This is a genomic window from Acidobacteriota bacterium (genome assembly GCA_016208495.1).
Classification (GTDB): domain Bacteria; phylum Acidobacteriota; class Blastocatellia; order Chloracidobacteriales; family Chloracidobacteriaceae; genus JACQXX01.
In genome coordinates this window covers 38,654-61,161 of sequence record JACQXX010000110.1, presented here as the reverse complement: position 1 = coordinate 61,161, position 22,508 = coordinate 38,654, and the positions used below count along the sequence as shown (strand labels likewise).

Sequence of the window (22,508 nt, the reverse complement as noted above, 5' to 3'; positions counted from 1 at the left end):
TCAGACGTGCATAAAGCCGCCGTCAACGGTCAGGTCAGCGGCTGTAATGTACGACGCTTCGTCACTTGCCAGGAACACGACCGCAGTCGCGACTTCTTCTGGTTGGCCAACACGTTTCAAAGGCGTTGTCTGCGCGATAGAGGCTTCAAACCCGGCCATAACTTCAGACGGAAGCCCCATTTTGGATTGGATTTCAGTTGGCACAAATCCTGGGCTGACAGCATTGACGCGAATCCGGCGAGCCCCAAATTCAGCCGCAAACGACCGGGCCAGCGACCGAACAGCGGCTTTGGTGGCCAGATAGACGGTGCCCATCGGAAGTCCTTTTTCATTCACGGCGGAGGCATTGAGGATGACACTCGCGCCTTCGTTGAGCAATCCCGAGAGTTTTTGAACTGTGAAATAAAGACCTTTGACGTTGACATCAAACTGTTCGTCAAAGTGGTTTTCATCAACGGCTTCGTGTGGCGCAAATTTGGCAATTCCGGCGTTGGCAAACAAAATATCGAGTTTCCCAAATTCTTCGCGTACCCGCCGGGCAAGTTGATCCAAATCAGCCAGTGATTTGGCATCGGCCCGAACTGGAATTGCCTGGGGACCAAGCTCTCTGGCCGCTTTGGCCAGGCGGTCTTCGTTTTGACCAGTGATGATGACGCGGGCGCCTTCTTTGATAAAGTGGCGGGCGGTTTCAAATCCAAGACCGGTCGTGCCACCGGTGATGACTGCGGTTTTGTTACTCAAGCGTGACATTTTAAAATCTCCTAAAGATAGGTTAAATCTATAAAAACTTTGACTGATCGGTCAAGGTTTTGGGTAAAAAAAATCAGGCTGGCCGGAGCAGCGTCAAAATTGCCTCAAACACGCCTTTGAAATGGGTTTGATCGGTGGTGACACGCCCCATCAGTGCAACTCCCTGGCCAAGACAGACCAGCAATCGGGCAAGGTCGCCGGGCGGGATGTCGGCTGGGACTTCACCTGCCGTCTGGGCTCGGGCCACCGCATCGGTAAACGCATTTTCAAGTTGGGTCAGGTGTTTGCTCAAAACGTGGGCCATTCCTTCATCTTCAGTACAAAAATCAGCGAGGTTGTTGCCAATTAGACAGCCTTTGCTGTCAGGTTGGGAGTTGGCATCCTGCCACTTGAGCAGGACCGCTTCGATATTGGCTTTGGGTGAGCCGGGTGCCGCCAGTTGATCTTGCATTTCCTTGATGGCGGTCTGGGAATAAAGCTCCAATGTTTTCAAAAAAAGCTCGTGTTTATTACCAAACGTGTCATAGAGACTTTTGCGCCCAATCCCCATCTGGTCGAGTAATTCTGACAAACTCGCCCCCTGGTAGCCGCGAGCCAGAAAAACTTCCATCGCTTTCTGGAGCGCCTCGGTTGGGCAAAATTGTTTCTCAGGTCCACGTTTCATAACGGCACTCTAGTTAACTTAGACCGATTGGTCAAGGTTTTCTTCCGGATGACAGAAATGCAAGGGCTGAAGATGACGGGCTGGGGGTTTAGAAACCAGGAATCAGGAGCTTTCATTCTCAATTCTTCATTCTTCCAGTGCGAGGTAGACAGCCTGTTCAGCATGAATTTGGGTTGTGTCATAAACGCTGGTTGCCACATCCGAAGCGGTTACCAGCATTCCAATTTCAGTGCAGCCGAAGATAATTCCTTGCGCACCCTGATCAATCAATGTCTGGATGATGCGACAATATTCAGCTTTTGATTCGGGCCGGATGATTCCGTGACACAATTCGTCATAAATCACACGGTGAATAATGTCACGGTCGGGTTGGGCTGGGACCAGGACTTCAAGGCCATATCGGTCTGCGAGTCGCCCGCGATAAAAATCCTGCTCCATGGTGTAGCGTGTTCCGAGCAGACCTACGCGGCAAATTCCATCCGCCAACAATCGTTCGGCGGTGGCATCGGCAATGTGGAGCAGTGGCAGGCTGGATGCCGTTTCAATCCAGTTGCCAACTTTGTGCATGGTGTTGGTACACAACACAATAAAATCGGCGCCGCCGGTTGCTAACTTTTGAGCCGCCTGAGCCAGCAATTGACCGGCTACATCCCAGTTTCCTTCTCGTTGAAGTGCTTCAATCTCCGCAAAATCAACGCTATAGAGCAGGATTTTCGCCGAATGCAGGCCACCCAATTGTGTTGCCACGCCCTGATTGATCAATTTGTAGTACAGCGCGGTTGATTCCCAACTCATCCCGCCGATTAAGCCGATTGTTTTCATAAGTAAAAAATTTGGCTGAAAAATTTCAGAGAGTAACCACGAAACACACGAAATACACGAAAAAAGCCAAAACAAAAAAGACAAGAGAAACCACGCAACACACAGAAAAAGACAGAAACGCTTCTGGTGTACAAAGGATCTTTTATCCAGTGCGTCGGCAAAAGCAATAGATGAACTGTTGTTCGGAACCAAACGGTGTTTGGTGGGTTTCCTGACGGCTTTCCAGCAGTTGAAAATCAGAGCCGAACTCGCTGTGGAGGGCATCGGGGCTATAGCGAACAATCTCAAGCCCACTACATCGCAAGGGCCCTTCCGGGCCAAAGGTCGCCACAATGACAAACCCATCAGGTTTGACGCTGTGTTTGACCTGTTCAACGTACCGCTGCCGGTCTTCGGCCTGTGTCAGGAAATGAAACACGGCCCGGTCGTGCCAGACATCGTAGCCCTGGTTTGGAAGGTGAGCCTGGGTGATATCGGCTTCGATCCAGGTGACCTGACGGGCCAGTTCTCCAAGCCGGTGCTTTGACGTCTCAAGGGCTGTCGCTGAAAGATCAAGGACCGCCAGGTTGGCAAACCCGTTTTGGAGCAGGAAATCAACCAGAGTCGAAGCACCACCACCAACATCAATGATGCTGGCACTGGAGTTGACCCCGGTTTGCTGGATCAATTTGAGCGAGAGTTCGGGACATACCTGATACCAACTCACCTGATCTGGAGCTTTGGTGTGATAGATCTTTTCCCAGTGAGGCTTGGTTTCCACGTCAATTCCCTTCCTTGAATGTTGATTGAGTCTGATAACCTAATGAATCATGGGTTGCTTCATTTCCCAAAATAAAAATGGCAAACCCTTTTCAGGTCTGCCATTTTTCAGTGATTCACTCAAATTTCAATCAAAAAACGGTGTAACGACTTCTCATTTGCACTTTCTGGCAGCACAACAATTTTGATCTCCTGAGAGTGGACAGGTTTGAGCACTTCGACCCGTGCCACGGCCTTTCCCCATGCGTTCACCTTTCAAGGCCGGAATATGATGATCGAGCGATGCACTTCGCAAATTCTCGAAAATCGTGACCAGAGCCGGTGTTTTGATGGTTTTCAGAAATTCGTCATACATTTCGACATTTTTGACTTCGCGAGCCAGGCTTTGCTGACGAACCTCTTCAAGTGTTGCTGGAAGCGGCATTGTGGGTGTGGCCCACTGGTTGGCCGGAACTTCAATGCCGTTTTGTTCACAGTACCGGACCAGAATTTCTTCGTGACGAGCTTCGGCTTTCACAAGCTGGGTGTAGGGTCGAACCTGACCAAATTTCGCAAGTACAGCCGCATAATACGCCTGGGCCTGGCGTTCATCGTCAATTGCTGAAATAAGCGCTTCACGGATTGGTTGCTCTGCTGTGACTGGTGTCTGGGCTTTAGATCTGAGCCCGCACACGATCAATATGCAGGCGACAAGGATTGAGAAAAAAATAACCTTCTTCATATGAACCTCCCGTGCCTGCATGCAAGATCTGGCAGGCACACGTGCCAGAGAGACCATACTCCTGGTACCTGACACCCTAGCATACGGTACCTGAACGTACGGTTAATTTGGTCGCTTTCCGGAGGTTTGGGATTTGATTTTTTTTGTGTAGTTCGTGTATTTCGTGGTTAAAAGTGCCTTGGGGAAAGTACCAGAAACCCACGTTTGAGCAGCGTGAGCCGTTGATCAAGGTGATAACCGTACATATCTCTTAATCTCAGGGCCGCCTGGGCAAAAATCTGTTGTTGAGTGTGTCCAGGAAGCTGGGCGCGTGCGGTCTGCCAGCAGATATGCCAGCACGAAAAGAATTGGTCAACTGTGCCTCCGGGTTCAGCATGATGAATCAGGCTCTTGGGTAGAATCGATTGCAACTGGCGCGGATAAAATTCACCGCGTAGCCGGGGGGCAAACACCAGACCGATGTGGTCAAGGTCATCAGAGTTACGTTTCTGGAAGAGCTGGAATGCCATAAATCGTCCGGTTGGGTCACAGGTTCCTTCAAGGATGAGCCCTCCTGGCACCAGTGACTGGCCAAGTGCCCGGAGCGCCAGACCAACGGCGTCTTCTTCATACTGGCGAAGGACATTAAAAACCCGGATGACATTGACCATTTCATCTGGTGCCACCGGCAGGTTAAAGCCTCCGAGACGAAATTCCAGATTTTCCTGGGCGAAAGGCTGGGCATCCGCCACCCGATTAGGGTCAATTTCGACCCCTAGAACCTGAATCCCAGGATTGATTTTTTTCAGGCGTTCCCAGGTTTCAAGGGTCGTAATTGGTGATTCACCATAGCCAAGATCAACATAGCGGCAGTTCCAGGTTTGGATGATTCCAGGAAAAGCAATCGCCAGAAAGACGTCTGTCTGCCGCAACCGATTGGGTGCGGTTTTTCCTCGCGTCGGCTGGCCGAGGCACCGCTCATTGAGTGTGTCTGAAGTTTGAAGGGACGCTCGGAATTTACGCATAGGTTGGAAAGCTCGGGGCTGAAGTCTCGCAAGCTCGGAGCAATCGAAGGGATGAGGGATGAAATAAAACCAATTTCTTCCGTCCGATGTCTTCCGCCCTCACTTTAACCTTTTGGTTAAAACTTTTAACCAAAAAGCTAAAATAATGAGTCCTTGAATGCCAATAAATGGCTGTTTCAGTGTAAGCGAATGATTGAATATAAAGTTTAAGCTCTTTTATTATATGAGTTTAGATAGAAAGTTCAACTTTTTGACAAGTTCTGGCACACAGGTTGATATGTAATAAGCCGTCATGCACGGCTTGAAAGAAACCATCCCGGTTTTTCCACCCGTGATCAGCCCCGCGGTAAATCAGTAAAAAATATGAAGATGTGAAGGAGAACGCTTGTGGCGCTTGATTACGTTGTTCACTACCCTTGTGAAGTCAAAATGTTTTTGGGAAAAGGTGATGTCGAATTTGGAACTGGAGTTCTGGATACCAAAATTCGTGCTCACCACCTCTCAAATGAAATGGCAGTTTTTGCCCACCAAAACCAATTAAATCCATTGACGTTGTCAGCTACTTTTCGCCGCATAACATCAAATGGAGTCGAACTCCAGCCCTTGCCATTTGTTGAGCTTCGAGCTGAAGCGGCTGGACTTTTGAATTTTCGAACCAAATGTAAATCCTGTCCGGTCAACCCATCCTGTCAACCATTTGGCTGTTTTCGATCTATGTCATACCCAATCCCGGCTGAAATTGAGCACTGGCTGGTTTCAAATCTGGAACCGGCAACTACATTGGGTGGAAAACTGTTTATGCAGGCGATTGCCTGGCAGGTTGAACTCGCGGGGATTGCCAGCGAAATGCGTGAAAACGGTCTCTTTGAGTTGGAAGAGCCAATTGAATGGGAAGATCCCATTGGAAACGAAAAGGTTCGGTTGAATTCTAATTTCCTGATGGGTCTCCTGTTTGCCAATAACCAACCCTTGACTCCGATGATGAGTGCTTCGATTTTATTGTGGTTTGGGGCATTGAAAATTGATGGTGACCATCCCTGGCATATGGATGTCAAAGAAGTTGAAGAGCTTCTGCTTGAGATGGATACCATCGAAAACCGAAAAGACCGAACCTCACTGGCGATTGACTTCAATCACCTTTCAACCCCGTCCCTCAATTTCATGAATCACTGGCTGACAGCGCTTTATACAAGCTGGGTTGAAGGTGTTGAAGTTCTTATTTCAGCTTGATGGCAGGCACTTTGCAAAGTTCGGAGAAAAGTCATGCGTTTCATTCGTCGAATGGTTTGGGGGTGGTGCCTGGTCCTGGTGCTGTCTGGCAGCACCGTGCTTTTGGCTGAAAAACCAACCTCACCAGAAAAAAAAGCCAAAATGATTGCTCTCATCAATCGCATGGAAAGCAATCCATATCATTCGGATTCAAAGAAAATGGCGAGCGAGGTCTTTTCCTGGCTGGCAGATGCTCCAGACGTGACAGTGACGGTTTGTACCGATGTTTTGGCCGCTGAGAAAAATGATCTCGACTCTGACGAATCCACCTTTTTATTTGGTCACTTCATATTCAGCCAGGCCCGGTTCATTGTGGAACATCCTGATCAAGCGAGTGATCCTGTGGCTGTGAACCGGGCCGGGGTTGATGGAATTCTCAAAGCCTACGCCACTATGAAAGCTGGCAAACCAAAACTCAAAGTGAAGTTTGCCGATCAGTTGTTTTCGTTGCGTGAGACTGGTGGTCTCGACAGGTTTCTTGAGCAAGCATTGGCCAAATGTAAATAATTCCCGTCGGTTGAGGAGCAACCTCTATGGAGCAACAACCCTATTCATATCAACAACCTGTCCCTGCAAATTATGCCGGATACCAGCCGGATCCGGTTTCAGTGACACTCATTGATCCTGTAAAGCAGGAATTGCTTCTCAAGCGAATTCACAGTGGGGGGAACTGGTTTTACTGGATTGCCGGGTTGTCACTGGTTAATTCAGTGATTCAGCATCTGGGCGGTGATATCAGCTTTGTGCTGGGATTGGCGGTAACCCAAATCATAGATACTGGATTTCGGATGTTTACTGGTCCAATCGGAGTGGTTATTTCAGTCTTCTTTGACCTGATGGTTGCCGGGTTATTTGTATTCTTTGGTGTTATGGCTCGCCACCGATCCTACTGGGGGTTTTTACCAGGTTTAGCGCTCTATGCGTTGGACGGACTGCTGTACACCTTCCTTGGCAGTGCCCTGGCGATTGTGTTTCACATCTACGTGTTGATCTGCATTGGCGCTGGTTTTTTGGCCGAGCGTGAACTGCGGGCCTGTGAGCGTACTTGAAAATTGAAGTATGAATGATTGAGAAACTTCAGCCGGTTGATCACCTGGTATTGAGCTTAAGGCTCAAGTGAATAGAAGTCCTCTAAGTATTCAGGTTTTGCTTGTGGTGAGGATGTGAGGTTCAATTGGTTTCATCATTCATACTTCATCCGTGAATGTGCGTTGGTTCTCCTTCTTTCTTCTTACTGTTGGTTTTGATTGAAATCCCTTATGCTTGGGCCTCTCACATCTAAAAAATTGAGAGGCTCTTTTTTTATGCCCTGGAAAGTTGTCGAACGCCGTATTGGACGCGCCGGCGGAATCAAACAGCGGACTGCCCGCCAGCACCAGTGGAACCAAAAATATGGAGACGGGATGTGGCAAATCGGCTATGTCATTGATGGCGAATTTGTTACACAGGAAGACGCCCTGGAAACAATTTATTATCGAAGCTATGAAGCCCACTTCGCTGCCCATCCAGAGGATCTGTCCGAACTGATCTCGACCGCCAAAACACTGAGAAATCCGCATGCCGAAGCTACCACTGGTGTTGACCTGCAGGTTCCAGCGATTTTAGAGTACCTTCAGCGAAAGAATCTCAAGCTCAATGGCAAAGAAGTGATGGATATTGGAAGCTGGCAGGGACAGGCGTCACACACAATCAGTATCCGGCTCAGCCCGCTGCACATTTCTGTCATCGGGGATCCCAAAATGACGCTTGAACAATTCTGGCAGGACAGGAAATGTCTCGCGGTGTGGACGGAGGAAGAACCGGGATGAAAAATCCTCGGGCTGAAGAAAACGGGCTCAGGGCTTGGGGCTGAAGACTCGCAAGCTCGGAGCAATCGAAGGGATGAAGGATGAGGGATGAAATAAAACCACTTTCTTCAGCTCTCAGCCCCAAGCCCCATGAGCGCCAGGATAAGGAAATGTGAGCCTGTTTGAGACAAGGAGCTGAGGAGACAAGGAGATCCTCCGACCGACGTTGGGAGCGGGAGAATATTTTTTCTCCTTGTCCCCTTGTCCCCTTGTCCCTTGTCCAGATCGAACTTTGTTTCCTTATCCCGGCGCTCATGGCCCCAAGCCCTCAGCCCTGGTTTTCTCAGCCCGATATTCTTCAGCCCCAAATATATGTCAACGATTACACTCTATCGCGCCATCAGTTTGCAAGAACTTGAAATGATTGAAGCCAGTGGGTTTACCCGATTTCCACCGCGACTTCCTGATCAACCGGTGTTGTGTTTGTCATTGCAGTTTGCTCATGCCGAGCAGCTTGCCCGTGACTGGATTGCCCGGTTTTGTGTTCCTCCGGCAGGGTTTGTGACGCAATGTGACGTAGCGCTTGAGTTTCTCAAAAACTACCGGACCGAACCGGTTGACGGCACACCTTTTCGTGAATACCAGATTCTTTCGGATGATGTACTCAGATTTAACAATTCGATTGTGGGCCAGATTGAGATTGCGGCTGAGTTCTATGGTGAATTTCACGAAGAAGACACCCTTGAATAGGTCTTTTTTCAGTGAGTTACAAACTTTAACCAAAAGGTTAAAATGCTTTCCGCATAGATCAGAAGTGAGTTTATGAACCCATTGCCTCCACCAGTTAAGCTCAACCCTTACTTTTTCCCTCGTCATCCAGGTGAACAGTCATCGTTGAGAGCCTGGCTGGATCGTAAAGGTCCGCTGATTGTGTGCCTTAGTATTGTTCTGGTTATTTTAGGGGTTTTGCGATTTGCACAATATAGATGGGAACAAGATGCTCCTCAACGACAGGTAATCACTCGCATTCACCAGGAAGTATCGCCTGGCATGTCTTTTAAGGAAGCTTCAGCCATTGTCAATAAATACAAAACTCCTGAAATTACAGTGGGGTATGCTCCGAACCTGTTAAGTGCATCTACTCCTCTGGAATTTGGGGCTTCGAACTGGGAATTATGGATTATTTTTGAAAATGGCTCTGTTCAGGCAGTTCGAATTCGAACCGAAGATAGTCCCATACCTGGGGACGCGCCACCAGATAAGGAATCAGTTGAACCCAATCGGCGCGTTGAGACAGTGGAACCGAGCAGAACCCGAAACTGGTGAAAGTGTTGGCAACTATTAGCTCTCTAATACCAATTTGTACTGGAGTCCTCGTATTAGAAAACAGTCAAGTAATTCAATCGAATAAACTTAGCGAACTACTGACTACTGACTACAAACTGGTATAAGTCCTTATCCAAAAACAAAAAACCGTTTGCGAGTTTTCACTCCGCAAACGGTTTTTTGTTACCCCTTGAACTGATTCAGCCCTGAGTTCTGATTAGTTTTCGCTTGATCCGTGATGGATGCTGCCAGAACCGGCAACTTTCTTGACCACGTTGGTTGGGTTGCCAAAGTAGGTCACATCACCTGAACCCGCGATGCGCGTCTCAAGGTCTTTTTCCGCATTGACGACCACATTTCCTGAGCCGGCGACTGACACCTTCGCGCTGTCTGAAAATAATTCCTGGGCGTCAATATCGCCTGAACCAGCTAATGACAGGTTCACGGCCTTGGTTGTCCCAGACAGTCTGACATCACCGGAACCAGCCAGATTGATGGCAAGTTGCTGGTTGTTGACTTCGATGACTTCAACATCGCCGGAGCCAGCCAGAGAGAGGGCTTCGAGATTTGGAACGGTGATGGTGATTTGAATTGGAGTGCGCGTTGAAAACTTCTGGCGGGTGCCGATCTTGAGGGTTGAGCCGTCAACTTCGGAATAAATAAACGGGAGCAGGTTATCATCGGCTTGAATATCAATGCTCTGGTCACGCTGACAAATAACTTTGACGTCAAAGGCGCCGCGTAATTCGATTTTATTAAACGTTGCCACCGCGCGGGGCTCGGCTTTGGTTGTTCCGCTGCCCTTCAGCCGGGGACCAATGGCCATGGAGACGGCCCAAATGGCCAAAAACAACACCAGAAGAATTGTCGGGAATACACGTTTCATGGGAAGAACCTCTCTTTGATAGCTGAATCTTTTGCTGATTTGAATTGGGAAGATGTGTTTGATGACGTCGCCCCATACGCCCCTCTAAAAAAAAGAGTTCACTCCAATTTACAGATTTTTTACTCGGGGCGAGCATATTTTTCCCGGATTTTCACGCATCGTTCCAGTCCATCCCGAAATTCAAGGACTTTGAGTTTCAGATCCGGCTCCAATTGGGTCTCAGCCAGGAATGTTTCAACCACGTTTAACGCCGAACCACTGGTCTGGCCTCCGATAAATGCTCCCAGCCAGCGATTGATAAAGAAAATTTTGCGCTTCTTTTTCAGATTTGGAATTTCAGTCAACGCCATCTTCAAAAAAGACTGGGTGAGTTCGGCCTGATCGGGGACATTAAAAAATGACAGGCTGTCTTCGATCCAGCTTTCCGGAAGTGACTGATCTTTGAAATAAGCTTCAAAATACTGCTGTTTCGTTTCAACCGTTGGACTGACAGCTTTGACCGCAAACGTCGCCCGTCGGCCATCATCTGTTTTATCAAGCTGGCTTTGTCTGGCAAACCAGGTTGCAGCGTCAGGGTGATTGCGTTGGATAAGCCTGGCCACGATATCAAACCGGTCACTGGAACTGAGCTTGATTTCGGGGATTGAAACCTTTTCATTGAGCAAATCAATCAGTTTCGCCTGGGCCGACGGGCTCACCGCCAGCCAGGTAAATGCCCGGAAAAATAATATCCGCGTCCCTTTGTGCGAATGATTGAGCATGCCTTGTGCCAGCATTTTTTCAACCGGTTCGGCTACCTGCTGGCGTTGGGCGGGAGACAGGTATTTTTCACAGAGGGTAAATGTCCGCCCAAGCAAGGCTGAAATGGTCACTTCATCCTGTTCAACGGGCAGATTGGTCAGAACCAGGTTTAGATAGTCGAGCGGTGCCAGGTCAGCATCCAAAACCGCATCCCAGAGCGCTCCCCAGAGCAGTGACCGTAAAAATGGGTCTTCAACGTGCTGAAACTCGGTCAGAAGCGATTTTCGACTGTGCAAATCGAGCAAAAACCGGCCATAGCCATAATCACCAGCATTGGCATACACAAAAAGCGGCGCCGGCAACCCATTGAACTCCGGAACAACTGTTTTAGCGCCATCTAACACGACAGCCAGGGTTTTGGTCTTATCGTCACTCCAGTGGGCCAGGATTTGAAGGCGCATTGGCCACACACCGGCCTCGCCCAGCGCATTTTCCTGTGTGAGTGTAAAATTACGGATCCGTTGGTGTTGATCAAGCTCCCATCCGGCGCGGATATTGGCCAAACCCCGGCGTTTTACCCAGGCATCAGCCCAGGTGTCGAGTTCGCGTTTTGAAGCCTGTTCAAATGATGTGACAAGGTCTTTCCATTCCGCATTGGCGAAAGCATGCTGTTTGACAAATCGTTGAACCGCCGTTTGAAAGGTTTTCGCTCCCAGATAAAACTCGGCCTGGCGCAGTACACTTGGGGCCTTGTTGTAGACAATATTTCCATAGGCTGATTTCGCCGCCGAAAGGTTAGGGATGACCTGATAAATTGGCGTGGTGCCGGGCGTGATGTCCGTTCGGTAAGCATTGGTTTTGGCGGCGTGAAAGGCATTCCAGGCATTGTATTGCGGCAGGATTTTTTCGGTGGCCTTGGCAGCCATAAAGTTGGCAAAGCCTTCTTTGAGCCACAAATCATCAAACCATTTCATCGTGACCAGGTCACCAAACCACTGATGGGCGGTTTCATGAAAGATCAGTTGCGCCCGGCCCACCAGGTCATTTCCGCTGGGCGTTGAGAGAAACAGAATCGCATTTTCCCGCAGGAACGTCGCTCCGGCGTGCTCCATCCCGCCATAGGGAAATTCAGGAATCAGGACCAGGTCATATTTGGAAAAGGGAAACCGGTATTTAAAGTAGCGCTCAAAGTACAGCATTGCTTCGCGATTGAGACGCAACACTTCGTCAGCATCCTGGCGGGCACGGGCCATTTTGGACTTCCTGACAAACAGGCGGGTTGGATCTTCGACTTTGGAATCCCGCAAAATCTCAAATGGGCCGGCGGCAAACGCAAACAGATAGGTACTGATGGGTTCGGTTTTATGAAACCGGACGCGCAACTGGTTTGATTCATTTTCCACTTTGGACCAGGCCACGTCGGTGTTGGAAACAACATTCCAGTCTTCCGGAACATTGAGTTCGAGAATAAACCGGGCTTTCAAATCGGGTTGATCAAAACAGGGAAACACGGTGCTGGCATCAGATGGGACAAACAACGTGTAGATATATTCTGAATTATCCTGTTGATCAACGTAGCGCGTCACGGCTGACCCGGATCGTTTCACAGGCGATTCAAACTTGAACGACACCCGATTGATGCCAGATTTCAGGTAAATCTTCGGAATGATGAGATGTTCGTTTTCAAATCGGGCATCGGAGACAGGCTGGTCGTTGACCTCAATATTCCAGACTTTGGCGAGACTCTGGTCGGCAAATGTTTGTGGTCGCCAGTCCAGTACCAGTTCAGAAACCTCTTTGTCCAATGTGAGCAGAATTTCTTCAGTACCAGTGAGTTTTTCCGAGTTTGGTGTCAGGTTCAGCGTCAGTAAATATTGAATTTTGTGGTGGTGGGATGCGCGCCATTGAGCTAGTTCAAGTGGAACTCCTGGTTGTGGAGCAGCAGGTTTTTCACTTGATTGAGGGCCAAATGGAAGAAATGACATGAGCAAGGTGGCGAAGATGGATGTGAGCATTGACGAAAGTTATATCTAAGCTTATCAGACGCAATTAGATCAAGAACAACCTGTATCTCTGAAGGGCTGTCCTTACCGACGATAACTTCTCGAATCCTGGTCCTGGTTGGGTGACTGCAGCGGAGGAAAGTCCCCGTCCCCAGGGTTCAGTTCCTTCAGGAACTCTTCAACCCAGCGTTCAACCCGAGGTAAACATGACGTCATGGCTTCCAAATGCACCGGGTTGGCCCACCAGCGTGGATCGTGTTCGTGCGGGTCAATTCCAGCTTCGCGGAGCTTTTGTAAATCCTCGGATCCAATCGTTAAATCAATCAGATGCCCGGCTTTGACCGTGTATTGATGGAAGCGGTTTCCCTGCAACATTCCTCCAAATACCTGATAGGCAAACAAGGAAGCAAATAAACAGGCCCGTGAAAGATCGGAGGGCTCTGGACGGCCAAGTTCACGCGCCCGGGCGCGCCACCGATCTAAGACAAATTGACGGGCGGTAAAAAATGTTTCTGGTGTCAGTGGGATGTGATTGGTCACGGGATGAAGTCCTATCAAACAACGTCAGACAATTTCCCTGGATAAAGGAGACTTGCGGCCAGAAAGCCAAAGCCGGGGATGTTTTTGATGAACTCAAAATTCCCCGGCTTCGGGTAACCATTCTACCTGCGGTGCTTTGCCTTTATCAATTCCCTTAACCCAACCAGATCCGAAAAATCGGCTGGATTTCAACTCACTTCATTTTGGAAAGAATTTCCTGATATCCCGAACCACTCATGATTTCAATTTTCCAAAAAACACCTGCGTGTCATATTCAAAGTTGACCTTTCCATCTTGATTATATTCATCAAACACCGTCTTCAGGGTTTGCATGAGCGGCTCATAGTTTGGATGGCCGGGTTCGGGCACATAGGATGATGACAGCACCCGGCCAATGAAACCGGTATAGTCAAACTCCTGGATATTCTCAAAATGCCGCACCTGAAAATGGTCGCCACCAAAAAACTCAGCTAGCGTCGCATATTCAATTCGCTTGTGATTCACCACTGAATAATCAGTCGAGTATTTCTGCAGTGCATCTTCATAAGCCCGAAGGACAGGGGTTGTGTCCATCAATCGGTCATTCCAAATGATCACCAGCCAGCCATCGGGTTTGAGAATCCGCACAAATTCCGGTCGGGTCTTTTCACGGTTCAACCAGTGGAAGGATTGGGCACAGACCACAAAATCAACGCTCTGGTCTGGCAGGGTGGTCGCTTCAGATCGGGCGTCAAGACTCACAAACTTAGGATATTTGGCCAGATAGGCTTCCCCTGCGGTTCGCATTTCCAGGTTAGGCTCAATGCCATAGACCTGATTTCCATGCTCCAGGAACAGGGCAGTTGAAAACCCGGTGCCGGAGCCGACGTCGGCAATAATTGACTCAGCGGTAAGTCCGCATTCCTGTTCCAGCATCGTCAGGACCCCAGCCGGATAGCCAGGCCGATATTTCACATAGTTTTCAACACGGGTGGAAAATCGCTGGATCGGATCATTCATAGAACCTCTTTTGAGTGAAGGATTGATCAAAAAGCGAATAGTGAGTAGCAAGAGTAGCGAGTAGTGAGTAGCGAGTAGTGAGTAGTCAAGCCATTGGTACTTGAATTCACTTTTCAGCCTTTGGGTACTTCACAGTTACCAAAGCAAAATTGGCTCTTTGGTATTTGCCGTGAAAATTGGCATTTTGATGAAAATTTGAACCGGTAAATTCTTTAGAATCAATATTCGTTTTTGGAGTTTTGCTCGTTTCCACGGGAAATACCAAAGATCCGCAAATTTCAAACCACCTTGAACGGAGAATCTTTTTCTGACTACTCACTACTCGCTACTCGCTACTCGCTTTTTAATTGGCTGTCGTTCCACCATCAATTGGGATTGCCGCACCGGTGATGAAACTGGCGGCGGGTGAACACAACCACAACACGACCGAAGCAACTTCTTCGGGTTTTCCAAGCCGGCCCAGCGGCTGGCGGTCGGCAAAACGTTCCACCATAGTTGGGTCAAAGGCGCGGAGCGGATCCAAGATTGGAGTATCAGTAAACGCGGGGCAAACCGCGTTGACCCGGATATTGGACCGGGCATATTCCAGCGCCATTGATCGGGTTAACCCAACCACGCCGTGTTTGCTGGCAACGTAGGCGGGCGCTCCAAATGGCGTTCCGACCAGCCCAGCGACCGAAGCCATATTCACAATGATGCCTTCACCCTGTTTGAGCATTTGCTGCAATTCAAACTTGGCACAGTAAAAGACGCCGTTTAAATCAACCGCCACCACGCGTTCCCAGTTTTCAATCGAACACTCAGCCGTTTTTCCTAAATCACCCGGAATTCCGGCATTGTTAAAGGCAATATCGAGTCGTCCAAAGTCGGCAACGATTTTCTCAATCAGCGCCTGAACTTCGGCCACCACTGACACATCCGCCTTGAGAAAACTGGCTTTCCCGTCGGCTTCCTGAATCAACCTTACAGTTTCTTCCCCGCCTCCGACTGACACATCAGAAATCACAACCTGAGCGCCAGCGTGGGCAAAGGCGAGCGCGGTGGCTCGACCAATCCCGGAGCCACCACCAGTCACCAGCACAACTTTATCCAAAAATTGCTTCCCCATTCGATAAAAACCCTTTCTGTGTAATTTGTATAGGACTAAAACTTTAGGGTTCAGGGTTCGGGGTTCAGGGTTCAGGGCTTAAAAGACATAAAGGACGAAAGGGACGAAAGGGACATAAATTCGAAAACCCAGAACCCGGAACCCTGTTCCTCACCCTCGATTGCGATTGAATTTGGCCATCAGGTCATCAATTGTGGCATGCTTTTTGGCTGGCTGGGCCGCCGGCACCGGTTTCGATTTTCCGGTTGTCTGCGGCCTGGCCTGTGGTGCGGCGGCTGGGACCTTGGGTTTGGCAGCCGTCGGTTCATTGAGCCGCATTGATAAGCTGATGCGTTTGAGCGGAACGTTGACCTCAACCACCCGCACTTTCACAATCTGGCCAACTTTGGCGACTTTGGTGGTGTCATCCACAAATTTGGCCGACATCTGTGAAATATGGACCAGCCCGTCCTGATGAACACCGATGTCCACAAACGCTCCGAAATTGGTCACGTTGGTGATGGTGCCTTCGAGGATCATCCCTGGCGACAGATCCGTGATTTCCTTGATTTCCTCGTTGAAGGTCGCGTACCGGAATTCCGCCCGTGGGTCACGCCCTGGTTTCAATAATTCATTTTTAATGTCCGCCAGTGTGGGTTCGCCAACCTCAGCGGTGACGTACTTGCGGATATCCAGATTTTGAATCTGATCCGGAATCCGGGTAATGTCCGTCAATGGCACGTTCAAATCAGCCGCAATCCGCTCGACAATCGGGTAGCTTTCCGGGTGAACCGCTGAATTATCGAGCGGGTTTACCCCGTCACGAATCCGCAAAAAGCCCGATGCCTGTTCAAACGTTTTCGGGCCAAACTTCGGCACTTTCATCAGCTCCTGACGACTGCGGAAAGCACCGTGTTCATCGCGGAAGCTGACAATGTTTTTGGCAACCGACGAATTGATCCCCGCCACATAGCTGAGCAATTCCTTCGAAGCCGTGTTGAGATCAACACCAACGAAGTTCACGCAGCTTTCAACGGTCTCTTCCAGCTTTTTCTTGAGCAATTTCTGATCCACGTCGTGCTGATACTGGCCGACACCGATGGATTTCGGATCAATTTTGACCAGCTCCGCCAGTGGATCCTGCAACCGACGGGCAATGCTGATGGCGCCGCGAACGGTCAAATCCATGTCGGGAAATTCATCAATCGCCACCTGACTCGCTGAATAAATCGAAGCGCCTGATTCGTTGACCATCACCTTGATGGGTCGGGTATCGAGTTCTTTGATGACTTCGGTGACAAAGGCATCGGTTTCGCGGCCAGCCGTCCCATTGCCAATCGCAATCAAACTGATGTTATAGCGCTTGATCATCTTGCGCAATGTATCAGCCGCCCGCGCCCGTTCGTTTTCCGACTGATGCGGAAAGACCGTTTCATACCCGACAAACTTTCCAGTTTCATCAATCGCCGCGACTTTACAGCCAGTTCGGAACCCAGGATCCACCCCAAGCGTCGGCTTCATCCCGGCGGGGCTTGAAAGCAGGAGTTCGCGGAAATTCGCTTCGAAGTTCTGAATCGAAATCACATCTGAATATTTTTTCTTTTCGAGTCGCACTTCACCCAAAAGCGATGTTTTCATCAGCCGGTCAAACGCATCGGCCAGCAGTTCCTGATAGAACTTGCGCAGTTGCACCGCATCGGTGTGGAGTTCCTGGTGTTCGAGGTATTGTTGAACATGGGCATCGTCAAACTCGAAGTTGAACGTCAACACGCCTTCGTTTTCGCCCCGGCGGAGCGCCAGCATATTGTGCGGCGCAATGTCTTTTACTGGTACGCGGTAGTCGCGATACATCTCAAATTTGGTTGTACCCAGGGGAAACTCTTCCTTGATTTGCGCCACCACAACTGAATCGTTGAGAAAATAGTTGCGCAAATGGGCGCGGAGTTCGGCTTTTTCCGAAACTTCCTCCGCCAAAATATCCGAGGCGCCCCGTAGCGCTTCAACAATCGTCTTAATATTGCCATCTTCGGAAATAAACTTGAGGGCTTCGAGTTCGAGGGCAATTTCCGGTGCGCCAGGCTGGTTGTGGTCCTTGATGAGCATGGCCAGCGGTTCGAGGCCATTTTCGCGGGCAATCGTCGCCCGAGTTCGGCGTTTTGGACGATAGGGCAGGTAGAGGTCTTCCAACTCGGTTTTGTTGAGACACGATTCGATTTGCTGGCGGAGTTCATCGGTCAGCTTCCCTTGTTCAGTAATTGAATCAAGGATCGTTTTCTTCCGGTCTTCGAGTTCGGTCAGGTACTCATAGCGGTCCTGAATGTCGCGCAGAACGATTTCGTTGAGTTCGCCAGTCCGTTCCTTGCGGTAGCGGGCGATAAACGGAACAGTACCGCCTTCGGCAAACAGCGCTAAAACATTCTGAATTTGAGTAATTGTAAGCGAAAGTTCATCAGCAATCAGTTGAGAAATGTTCATGGTTTCGAGGTTCAGGGTTCAGGGTTTCTGGGTTCTTTCAAGGGATGAGGGATGAGGGATGAAGGATGAGGGATGAAAAAATCCCATTGTCACCTTGTCCCATTGTCACCTTGTCATCTTGTCATCTTGTCCAGGGTTTCGGGGGTTCGGGGGTTTTCGAATTTAAGTCCTTTTCGTCCTTATTGTCTTTTAAACACCGGAACCCTAAAAAAGAGCGTGAGGCTGAAGTGCTACACGCTCTTTTCATTTTTTGCAAGCATTTCACCCCAGGCGACAGGCCGCAATTATTTTTCGGCTCAGCCCTGAACCATCGCCTTTCAGAAAATGAGTATGGTCATTTTTTTTCTAAACTCAACCAAGTTCTTTATTATAAATAGTTTGCACTACAGGCAAGTTTCCTTTTCACTTCAAAAAAATATTTAAGCCCGCCTTACCATATAACAATTTGAGATTTTCTTGAGGATTTTTGCGGAGAACTCAACCTACCATTTCCCAGTTCAGAGCCTCTTCTACTTAAACCCTGGATCTTTGTACCGATTGAGTGTCCTTCACTGGGGTTCAATAAACAAAATGAGAATTTTAGGTTTTGCCTCAAAAGAACTTCATCATTTCTCTGCTTCAGAAACCGCAAGTTGAAGAAGTCCTCTGGTTTGATTGTTTTTTTACCTTATTCATTGGAACGCCAGGATCTGGCGCCTCACTTTTCCACAGAGGTTTTCAGTTCAAATTACTCAATCTAAATCATCATTTATTTTGAAGCCAAACCTTAGAACCCAAAGGAGATCGAAATGAAAAAACTGTTATTCAAAGCGTTATTTGCAATAACTCTACTGGTCGTAACGGGGTTGCCATTACAGGCATCAAGCCACCGTGAGGCGCTGGCGGTTCTGAACGAACCGGCTGCCGACAATACTGATACCTATGCCTGGGTGTCAGACGGCACGCACGATAAACTCTACCTGATCATGAACTACAACCCGCTCCACGAGCCGGGCCAGGGGAACCAGGGCCTGCGGACTTCCAATGGCTACCGCTATGAGTTTCACATCGGAATCGGCGCCAGTCTTGAAGATAAAGTGGTGTATCGCGTTGAGTTCAAAAACGCGCTGTTGCCAGAAGCAACCCCCAGTGCCACGGATCCGCTGGGCGGCGGCAACGAGCTTCTCTGGCAGCTCACCGGCGGCACAGAGACCTTGACCATTACCCGGCTCGTGAAAGGGCAACCCGACGTCATCCTGGGCAAAGACCTTCCAGTACTTCCAAACAACCACGGCCCGCAGACTGACCGGCTGATTTACAAACTTGGCGCTTTCTCGGGGTACGATTCTAAAGATCCTTCAAGCCGTTCTGTCGGTCTGTATGATCAAACCTTCGTGGATTCCTTTATTCACACGCTTTCGAACGGCGGACGGATCATCGCCGGCCAGTTTGACGATCCCTATCAACTTGATGAAAAGGGCATTTTCGATCTGGTCAACTTCAACCGCAACGATCTTGGTGGAATTCCAGGAGGGCGTAGCGCCCCAGCGGAAGATGTGTTCACGGGCTTCAATGTCCTTTCGATTGCGCTTGAAGTGCCAATTACTGACATTTTCCCGAACGGCATTCCGCACAACGGAACGCTTGATCCGAAATCAACCGACAGCTTGCTTCGGGTGCATTCAGAAATCCTTCGTCAGAAGAAGCAAGTCGTTGATATGAGCAACATCATCACCGGCATCAAAGGTTCTGGCCCGTATGTCCAGGTTGGTCGCAACGCGTTGCCGCTGTTTAACGCCGGGCTGGTCGGAACGCAACGGCAGACGCTCTATCTGCGCACCAATCCGCTCCGCGACGTGACCAACTTTGGCGCCGATATCCTGTTTCCAGTGCTTGTGCGCGACGCCGAAGCCCTCGGCATTTATAAAGCCCTTGGTGTTCCAGACAGCGTCGTTGCCAAACTCAAAGGGCCTCGCATGGACATCATCAGTGCCATCAACCTGGGACGGCCAATCCCAGTTGCTGACGGTTCCACGGGCGATGTCATTACGCTCGATGCCGCCATTGATTCGAGCTTCCCCAATGGTCGCCGCCTGGGTGGCGGAACGGCGCCAAACCGCAATCAGGTCAATGTCAATAGTGTGCTGATCAGCCTGATCGTGGCCGGTGACGCAACCGCCGGTCTCGCCAAAGGCGTTGAAGTCAACGACAAAAACTATCTCAACCGGTTTCCGTTCCTGGCACCGGCTCACCAGGGCCTGCTCCAGGGACATGGTGATATCAACGAACCGACGGTTCCAGATGTCCCGCTCCCATAGCCTGCCAGCGATAGAATCAGAACGGCCCCCGCTCGCGGGGGCCGTTATTTATTATAATTCAAATAAAATCAATAATTTGAGCACTCTGAAGTAAAAAGTTTCGCAAGCTAAAGCTTGAACTTTTTTCTGGAGACAGGTGAGAATACCCATGATTTCCCTTCGGTTGAGTCCATCAATATTTCGTCGGCTGGTGGTGCTGGCGGTGACCATTCTGCTTCCAACACCCATTCTTGCGCATGATCTATGGATCGAACCAACGACCTTTTCTCCGGAACGAGGTCAAATCGTTGGCGTGCGATTACGTCTGGGGCAAAACCTTCTCGGCGATCCAGTTCCGCGCAATCCCGCGCTCGTCAATCAGTTTATCGTCGAAGACACGTCTGGCCGCAATCCGATTTATGGTCGGAACGGCACTGATCCGGCTGGTCTCTTGCGCATAGCCAGGCCCGGCTTGCTCGTCATCGGTTATTATAGCCACCCAAGCATTGTTGAGTTGGCGGCAGGCAAGTTCAATCAATATTTGAAAGAGGAGGGGCTCGATACAATTACGGCACTCAGAGCCCGTCGCAATGAAACTGGCGCCAGTACCCGCGAACTCTTTACACGCTGCGCCAAAAGCCTGGTGCTGTCGGGGTCTCCAAGCAAAGCACAAGCTGATCGGCGCCTCGGTTTTCCCCTCGAACTCGTGGCGGAACGAAATCCGTACACCCTCCGCGCCGGTGAGGATCTCCCGGTTTGCCTGGTGTATCAGAACCGTCCGCTCGCTGGCGCGCTCGTCGTTGCCATGAACCGTCTGAACCCTTCCGAAAAACTGTCAGCTCGGACTGATGCCAATGGTCGCGTGCGGTTCCGGTTGCGACCAAACGGGATGTGGCTGATCAAAGCCGTTCATATGGTTCCGGCGGCACCCGGCACCATCTCCCAATGGGAAAGCTTTTGGGCATCACTCACCTTCGAACTTCGAACAAAAAGTGCCTCATAGGAATGAGGAATCACAGAATCCAAAGGTCATAAAGGAATGGGCACCAGTATTTTGGCGGTTGTGCGTTCAGCTTCGGGGCGACGGTGGCTTATCGGCCCAACGCTATGCGCGGTTGTTGTTGCGTTTCTGTGCTGTGCCGTGGTTCGCGCCCATGAAATCGGCACCACGCGCGTGTCAGTCCTCTTTTTTCAGCAAGATCGGACTTACGAAGTCAAAATTGTGACCGATGCGGTGACACTCGTCGAGAAGCTCGAAGCTTCAACTGGTGGCCCGGTACCTGCCGACACCAGTCCAGCGCATCTTCAGGCTTTACTTACCAGTTTCGATGAGAAATTTCGCCAGCGAGTAAACCTGGCATTTGATTCGTCGGAAGTTCGTCCGGTCATCACGTATTCTGTCGCGCCAGCAAGCGATGCCCTGTTACCAGCAGTTGCAACCATCCGACTGACCGGTCAGATTCCTCCAGAGGCACGGCACTTTACCTGGAATTATAGCTGGACGTTTGCCGCTTACTCATTGACGTCTGGCTGGGATACATCTGAGAAGGTCACAACCGAATGGCTCGACGGCGGTCAAAGCAGCGCTCCCTTCACCTTGACTCCGCCGACAGAATCGGTTGATCGGCTTGGGATTGCCTGGCGGTACTTCACGCTTGGCTTTACCCACATTGTGCCCTACGGGCTGGATCACATTCTGTTTGTGCTTGGCATTTACCTGTTGAGCAATCGTGCTCGCTCCGTTCTGTGGCAAGTCAGTGCGTTCACCATCGCTCATTCCATCACGTTGGGGCTGAGCATGTACGGACTGATTGCCCTGTCGCCGAAGATCGTCGAGCCCTTCATTGCTCTCTCCATCGTGTATGTCGCCATTGAAAATATCTATCTTTCAGAGCTGAAATCCTGGCGGGTGGCTCTGGTTTTCGCCTTCGGGCTACTGCACGGGATGGGATTCGCGGGAGTACTTCAGGAGCTTGGATTGCCCCGCTCGGAATTTGTAATGGCGTTGTTGACGTTCAACATCGGGGTTGAAGCTGGACAACTGGCTGTGATCGGGGCAGCTTTTCTGCTTGTCGGATGGTATTGCGCCCATCGCGACTGGTACCGCCGTCTCATCGTCGTCCCAGCATCAATGCTGATCGCCTGTATCGCGGTTTACTGGACGATCCAGCGGGTGTCTTTTTGAGACAGGTGAATGTTGTTGGATAAGGCAAGTGACTCCCTGTGTAGTGTCAGAGAGAACGATTTCTTTATCAGAAAAAGAAACCACGGAATACACGAACTACACGGAAAATAAATCCAGTTTCTTCAATAATTTCCGAGATTCCAACCGAATACGGACTGAGGAACTATTTATCTGAAAAACGAGCGTTCCAATGGGCGCGGTCGAGTCACTTTTG

General features: G+C 49.9%; 21 protein-coding genes. 9 read left to right on the top strand and 12 right to left on the bottom strand.

All coding sequences use genetic code 11. The features are described from left to right. From HY774_22880 to HY774_22855, 6 genes are all read right to left on the bottom strand, one after another. On the bottom strand, positions 1–750 hold the full coding sequence (locus tag HY774_22880; GenBank protein ID MBI4751333.1) for a glucose 1-dehydrogenase: 750 nt from the start codon (positions 748–750) through the stop codon (positions 1–3). A gap of 73 nt (positions 751–823) precedes the next feature. After that, entirely contained in the window at positions 824–1,414 is a 591-nt protein-coding gene (locus HY774_22875) for a TetR/AcrR family transcriptional regulator (GenBank protein MBI4751332.1), read from the bottom strand. Between the two features lie 126 nt (positions 1,415–1,540). Next, positions 1,541–2,236 carry an aspartate/glutamate racemase family protein gene (locus HY774_22870; protein MBI4751331.1) on the bottom strand — a complete coding sequence of 232 codons (696 nt, stop codon included), beginning with the start codon at positions 2,234–2,236 and terminating at the stop codon, positions 1,541–1,543. 142 nt (positions 2,237–2,378) lie between these two features. Continuing rightward, on the bottom strand, positions 2,379–2,996 hold the full coding sequence (locus tag HY774_22865) for a class I SAM-dependent methyltransferase (protein MBI4751330.1): 618 nt from the start codon (positions 2,994–2,996) through the stop codon (positions 2,379–2,381). A 153-nt stretch (positions 2,997–3,149) separates the two neighbouring features. Then, the gene (locus HY774_22860; protein MBI4751329.1) at positions 3,150–3,716 is read right to left on the bottom strand and encodes a DUF2202 domain-containing protein; all 567 of its coding nucleotides are present in this window, start codon (positions 3,714–3,716) and stop codon (positions 3,150–3,152) included. Between the two features lie 167 nt (positions 3,717–3,883). Beyond that, positions 3,884–4,720, bottom strand: coding sequence for a class I SAM-dependent methyltransferase (locus HY774_22855; protein ID MBI4751328.1), 837 nt, complete (start codon positions 4,718–4,720; stop codon positions 3,884–3,886). Positions 4,721–5,107: 387 nt separating this feature from the next. Here HY774_22855 and HY774_22850 point away from each other — a divergent pair, with 387 nt between their 5' ends. The 6 genes from HY774_22850 (at position 5,108) to HY774_22825 (ending at position 9,102) form a co-directional block, all read left to right on the top strand. Continuing rightward, positions 5,108–5,950: a hypothetical protein gene (locus tag HY774_22850; protein ID MBI4751327.1), complete on the top strand. Its 843-nt coding sequence runs from the start codon at positions 5,108–5,110 to the stop codon at positions 5,948–5,950. Positions 5,951–5,983: 33 nt separating this feature from the next. Next, a complete protein-coding gene (locus HY774_22845) occupies positions 5,984–6,496 on the top strand; it encodes a hypothetical protein (protein ID MBI4751326.1) in 513 nt (170 codons plus the stop codon). Between the two features lie 26 nt (positions 6,497–6,522). Continuing rightward, positions 6,523–7,038, top strand: a complete 516-nt coding sequence (locus tag HY774_22840) for a hypothetical protein (GenBank protein ID MBI4751325.1) — start codon at positions 6,523–6,525, stop codon at positions 7,036–7,038. A gap of 255 nt (positions 7,039–7,293) precedes the next feature. Continuing rightward, positions 7,294–7,797, top strand: coding sequence for a hypothetical protein (locus HY774_22835; GenBank protein MBI4751324.1), 504 nt, complete (start codon positions 7,294–7,296; stop codon positions 7,795–7,797). Positions 7,798–8,148: 351 nt separating this feature from the next. Further along, positions 8,149–8,526 carry a hypothetical protein gene (locus HY774_22830; protein ID MBI4751323.1) on the top strand — a complete coding sequence of 126 codons (378 nt, stop codon included), beginning with the start codon at positions 8,149–8,151 and terminating at the stop codon, positions 8,524–8,526. 72 nt (positions 8,527–8,598) lie between these two features. Further along, a complete protein-coding gene (locus HY774_22825) occupies positions 8,599–9,102 on the top strand; it encodes a hypothetical protein (protein MBI4751322.1) in 504 nt (167 codons plus the stop codon). A 217-nt stretch (positions 9,103–9,319) separates the two neighbouring features. On the opposite strand, the gene HY774_22820 is transcribed toward HY774_22825, so the two are convergent. The 6 genes from HY774_22820 to HY774_22795 form a co-directional block, all read right to left on the bottom strand. Continuing rightward, positions 9,320–9,988 (bottom strand): DUF2807 domain-containing protein, encoded by a 669-nt coding sequence (locus tag HY774_22820; GenBank protein MBI4751321.1) that lies wholly within the window; start codon positions 9,986–9,988, stop codon positions 9,320–9,322. 119 nt (positions 9,989–10,107) lie between these two features. Continuing rightward, complete coding sequence (locus HY774_22815; protein ID MBI4751320.1) at positions 10,108–12,744, bottom strand: ERAP1-like C-terminal domain-containing protein; 2,637 nt, start codon at positions 12,742–12,744, stop codon at positions 10,108–10,110. Between the two features lie 72 nt (positions 12,745–12,816). Beyond that, positions 12,817–13,272 (bottom strand): hypothetical protein, encoded by a 456-nt coding sequence (locus tag HY774_22810; GenBank protein ID MBI4751319.1) that lies wholly within the window; start codon positions 13,270–13,272, stop codon positions 12,817–12,819. 234 nt (positions 13,273–13,506) lie between these two features. Continuing rightward, on the bottom strand, positions 13,507–14,271 hold the full coding sequence (locus HY774_22805; GenBank protein ID MBI4751318.1) for a class I SAM-dependent methyltransferase: 765 nt from the start codon (positions 14,269–14,271) through the stop codon (positions 13,507–13,509). Between the two features lie 343 nt (positions 14,272–14,614). Then, positions 14,615–15,379, bottom strand: coding sequence for a glucose 1-dehydrogenase (locus HY774_22800; protein ID MBI4751317.1), 765 nt, complete (start codon positions 15,377–15,379; stop codon positions 14,615–14,617). A 150-nt stretch (positions 15,380–15,529) separates the two neighbouring features. Continuing rightward, the gene (locus tag HY774_22795; protein MBI4751316.1) at positions 15,530–17,833 is read right to left on the bottom strand and encodes an RNA-binding transcriptional accessory protein; all 2,304 of its coding nucleotides are present in this window, start codon (positions 17,831–17,833) and stop codon (positions 15,530–15,532) included. A 788-nt stretch (positions 17,834–18,621) separates the two neighbouring features. Here HY774_22795 and HY774_22790 point away from each other — a divergent pair. The 3 genes from HY774_22790 to HY774_22780 all read left to right on the top strand — a co-directional run bounded on the left by HY774_22790 (position 18,622) and on the right by HY774_22780 (position 22,294). Beyond that, the gene (locus tag HY774_22790; protein MBI4751315.1) at positions 18,622–20,130 is read left to right on the top strand and encodes a DUF4331 family protein; all 1,509 of its coding nucleotides are present in this window, start codon (positions 18,622–18,624) and stop codon (positions 20,128–20,130) included. Between the two features lie 148 nt (positions 20,131–20,278). Then, on the top strand, positions 20,279–21,112 hold the full coding sequence (locus tag HY774_22785; GenBank protein MBI4751314.1) for a DUF4198 domain-containing protein: 834 nt from the start codon (positions 20,279–20,281) through the stop codon (positions 21,110–21,112). 36 nt (positions 21,113–21,148) lie between these two features. Further along, a complete protein-coding gene (locus HY774_22780) occupies positions 21,149–22,294 on the top strand; it encodes a HupE/UreJ family protein (GenBank protein MBI4751313.1) in 1,146 nt (381 codons plus the stop codon). Positions 22,295–22,508 lie beyond the last annotated feature (214 nt).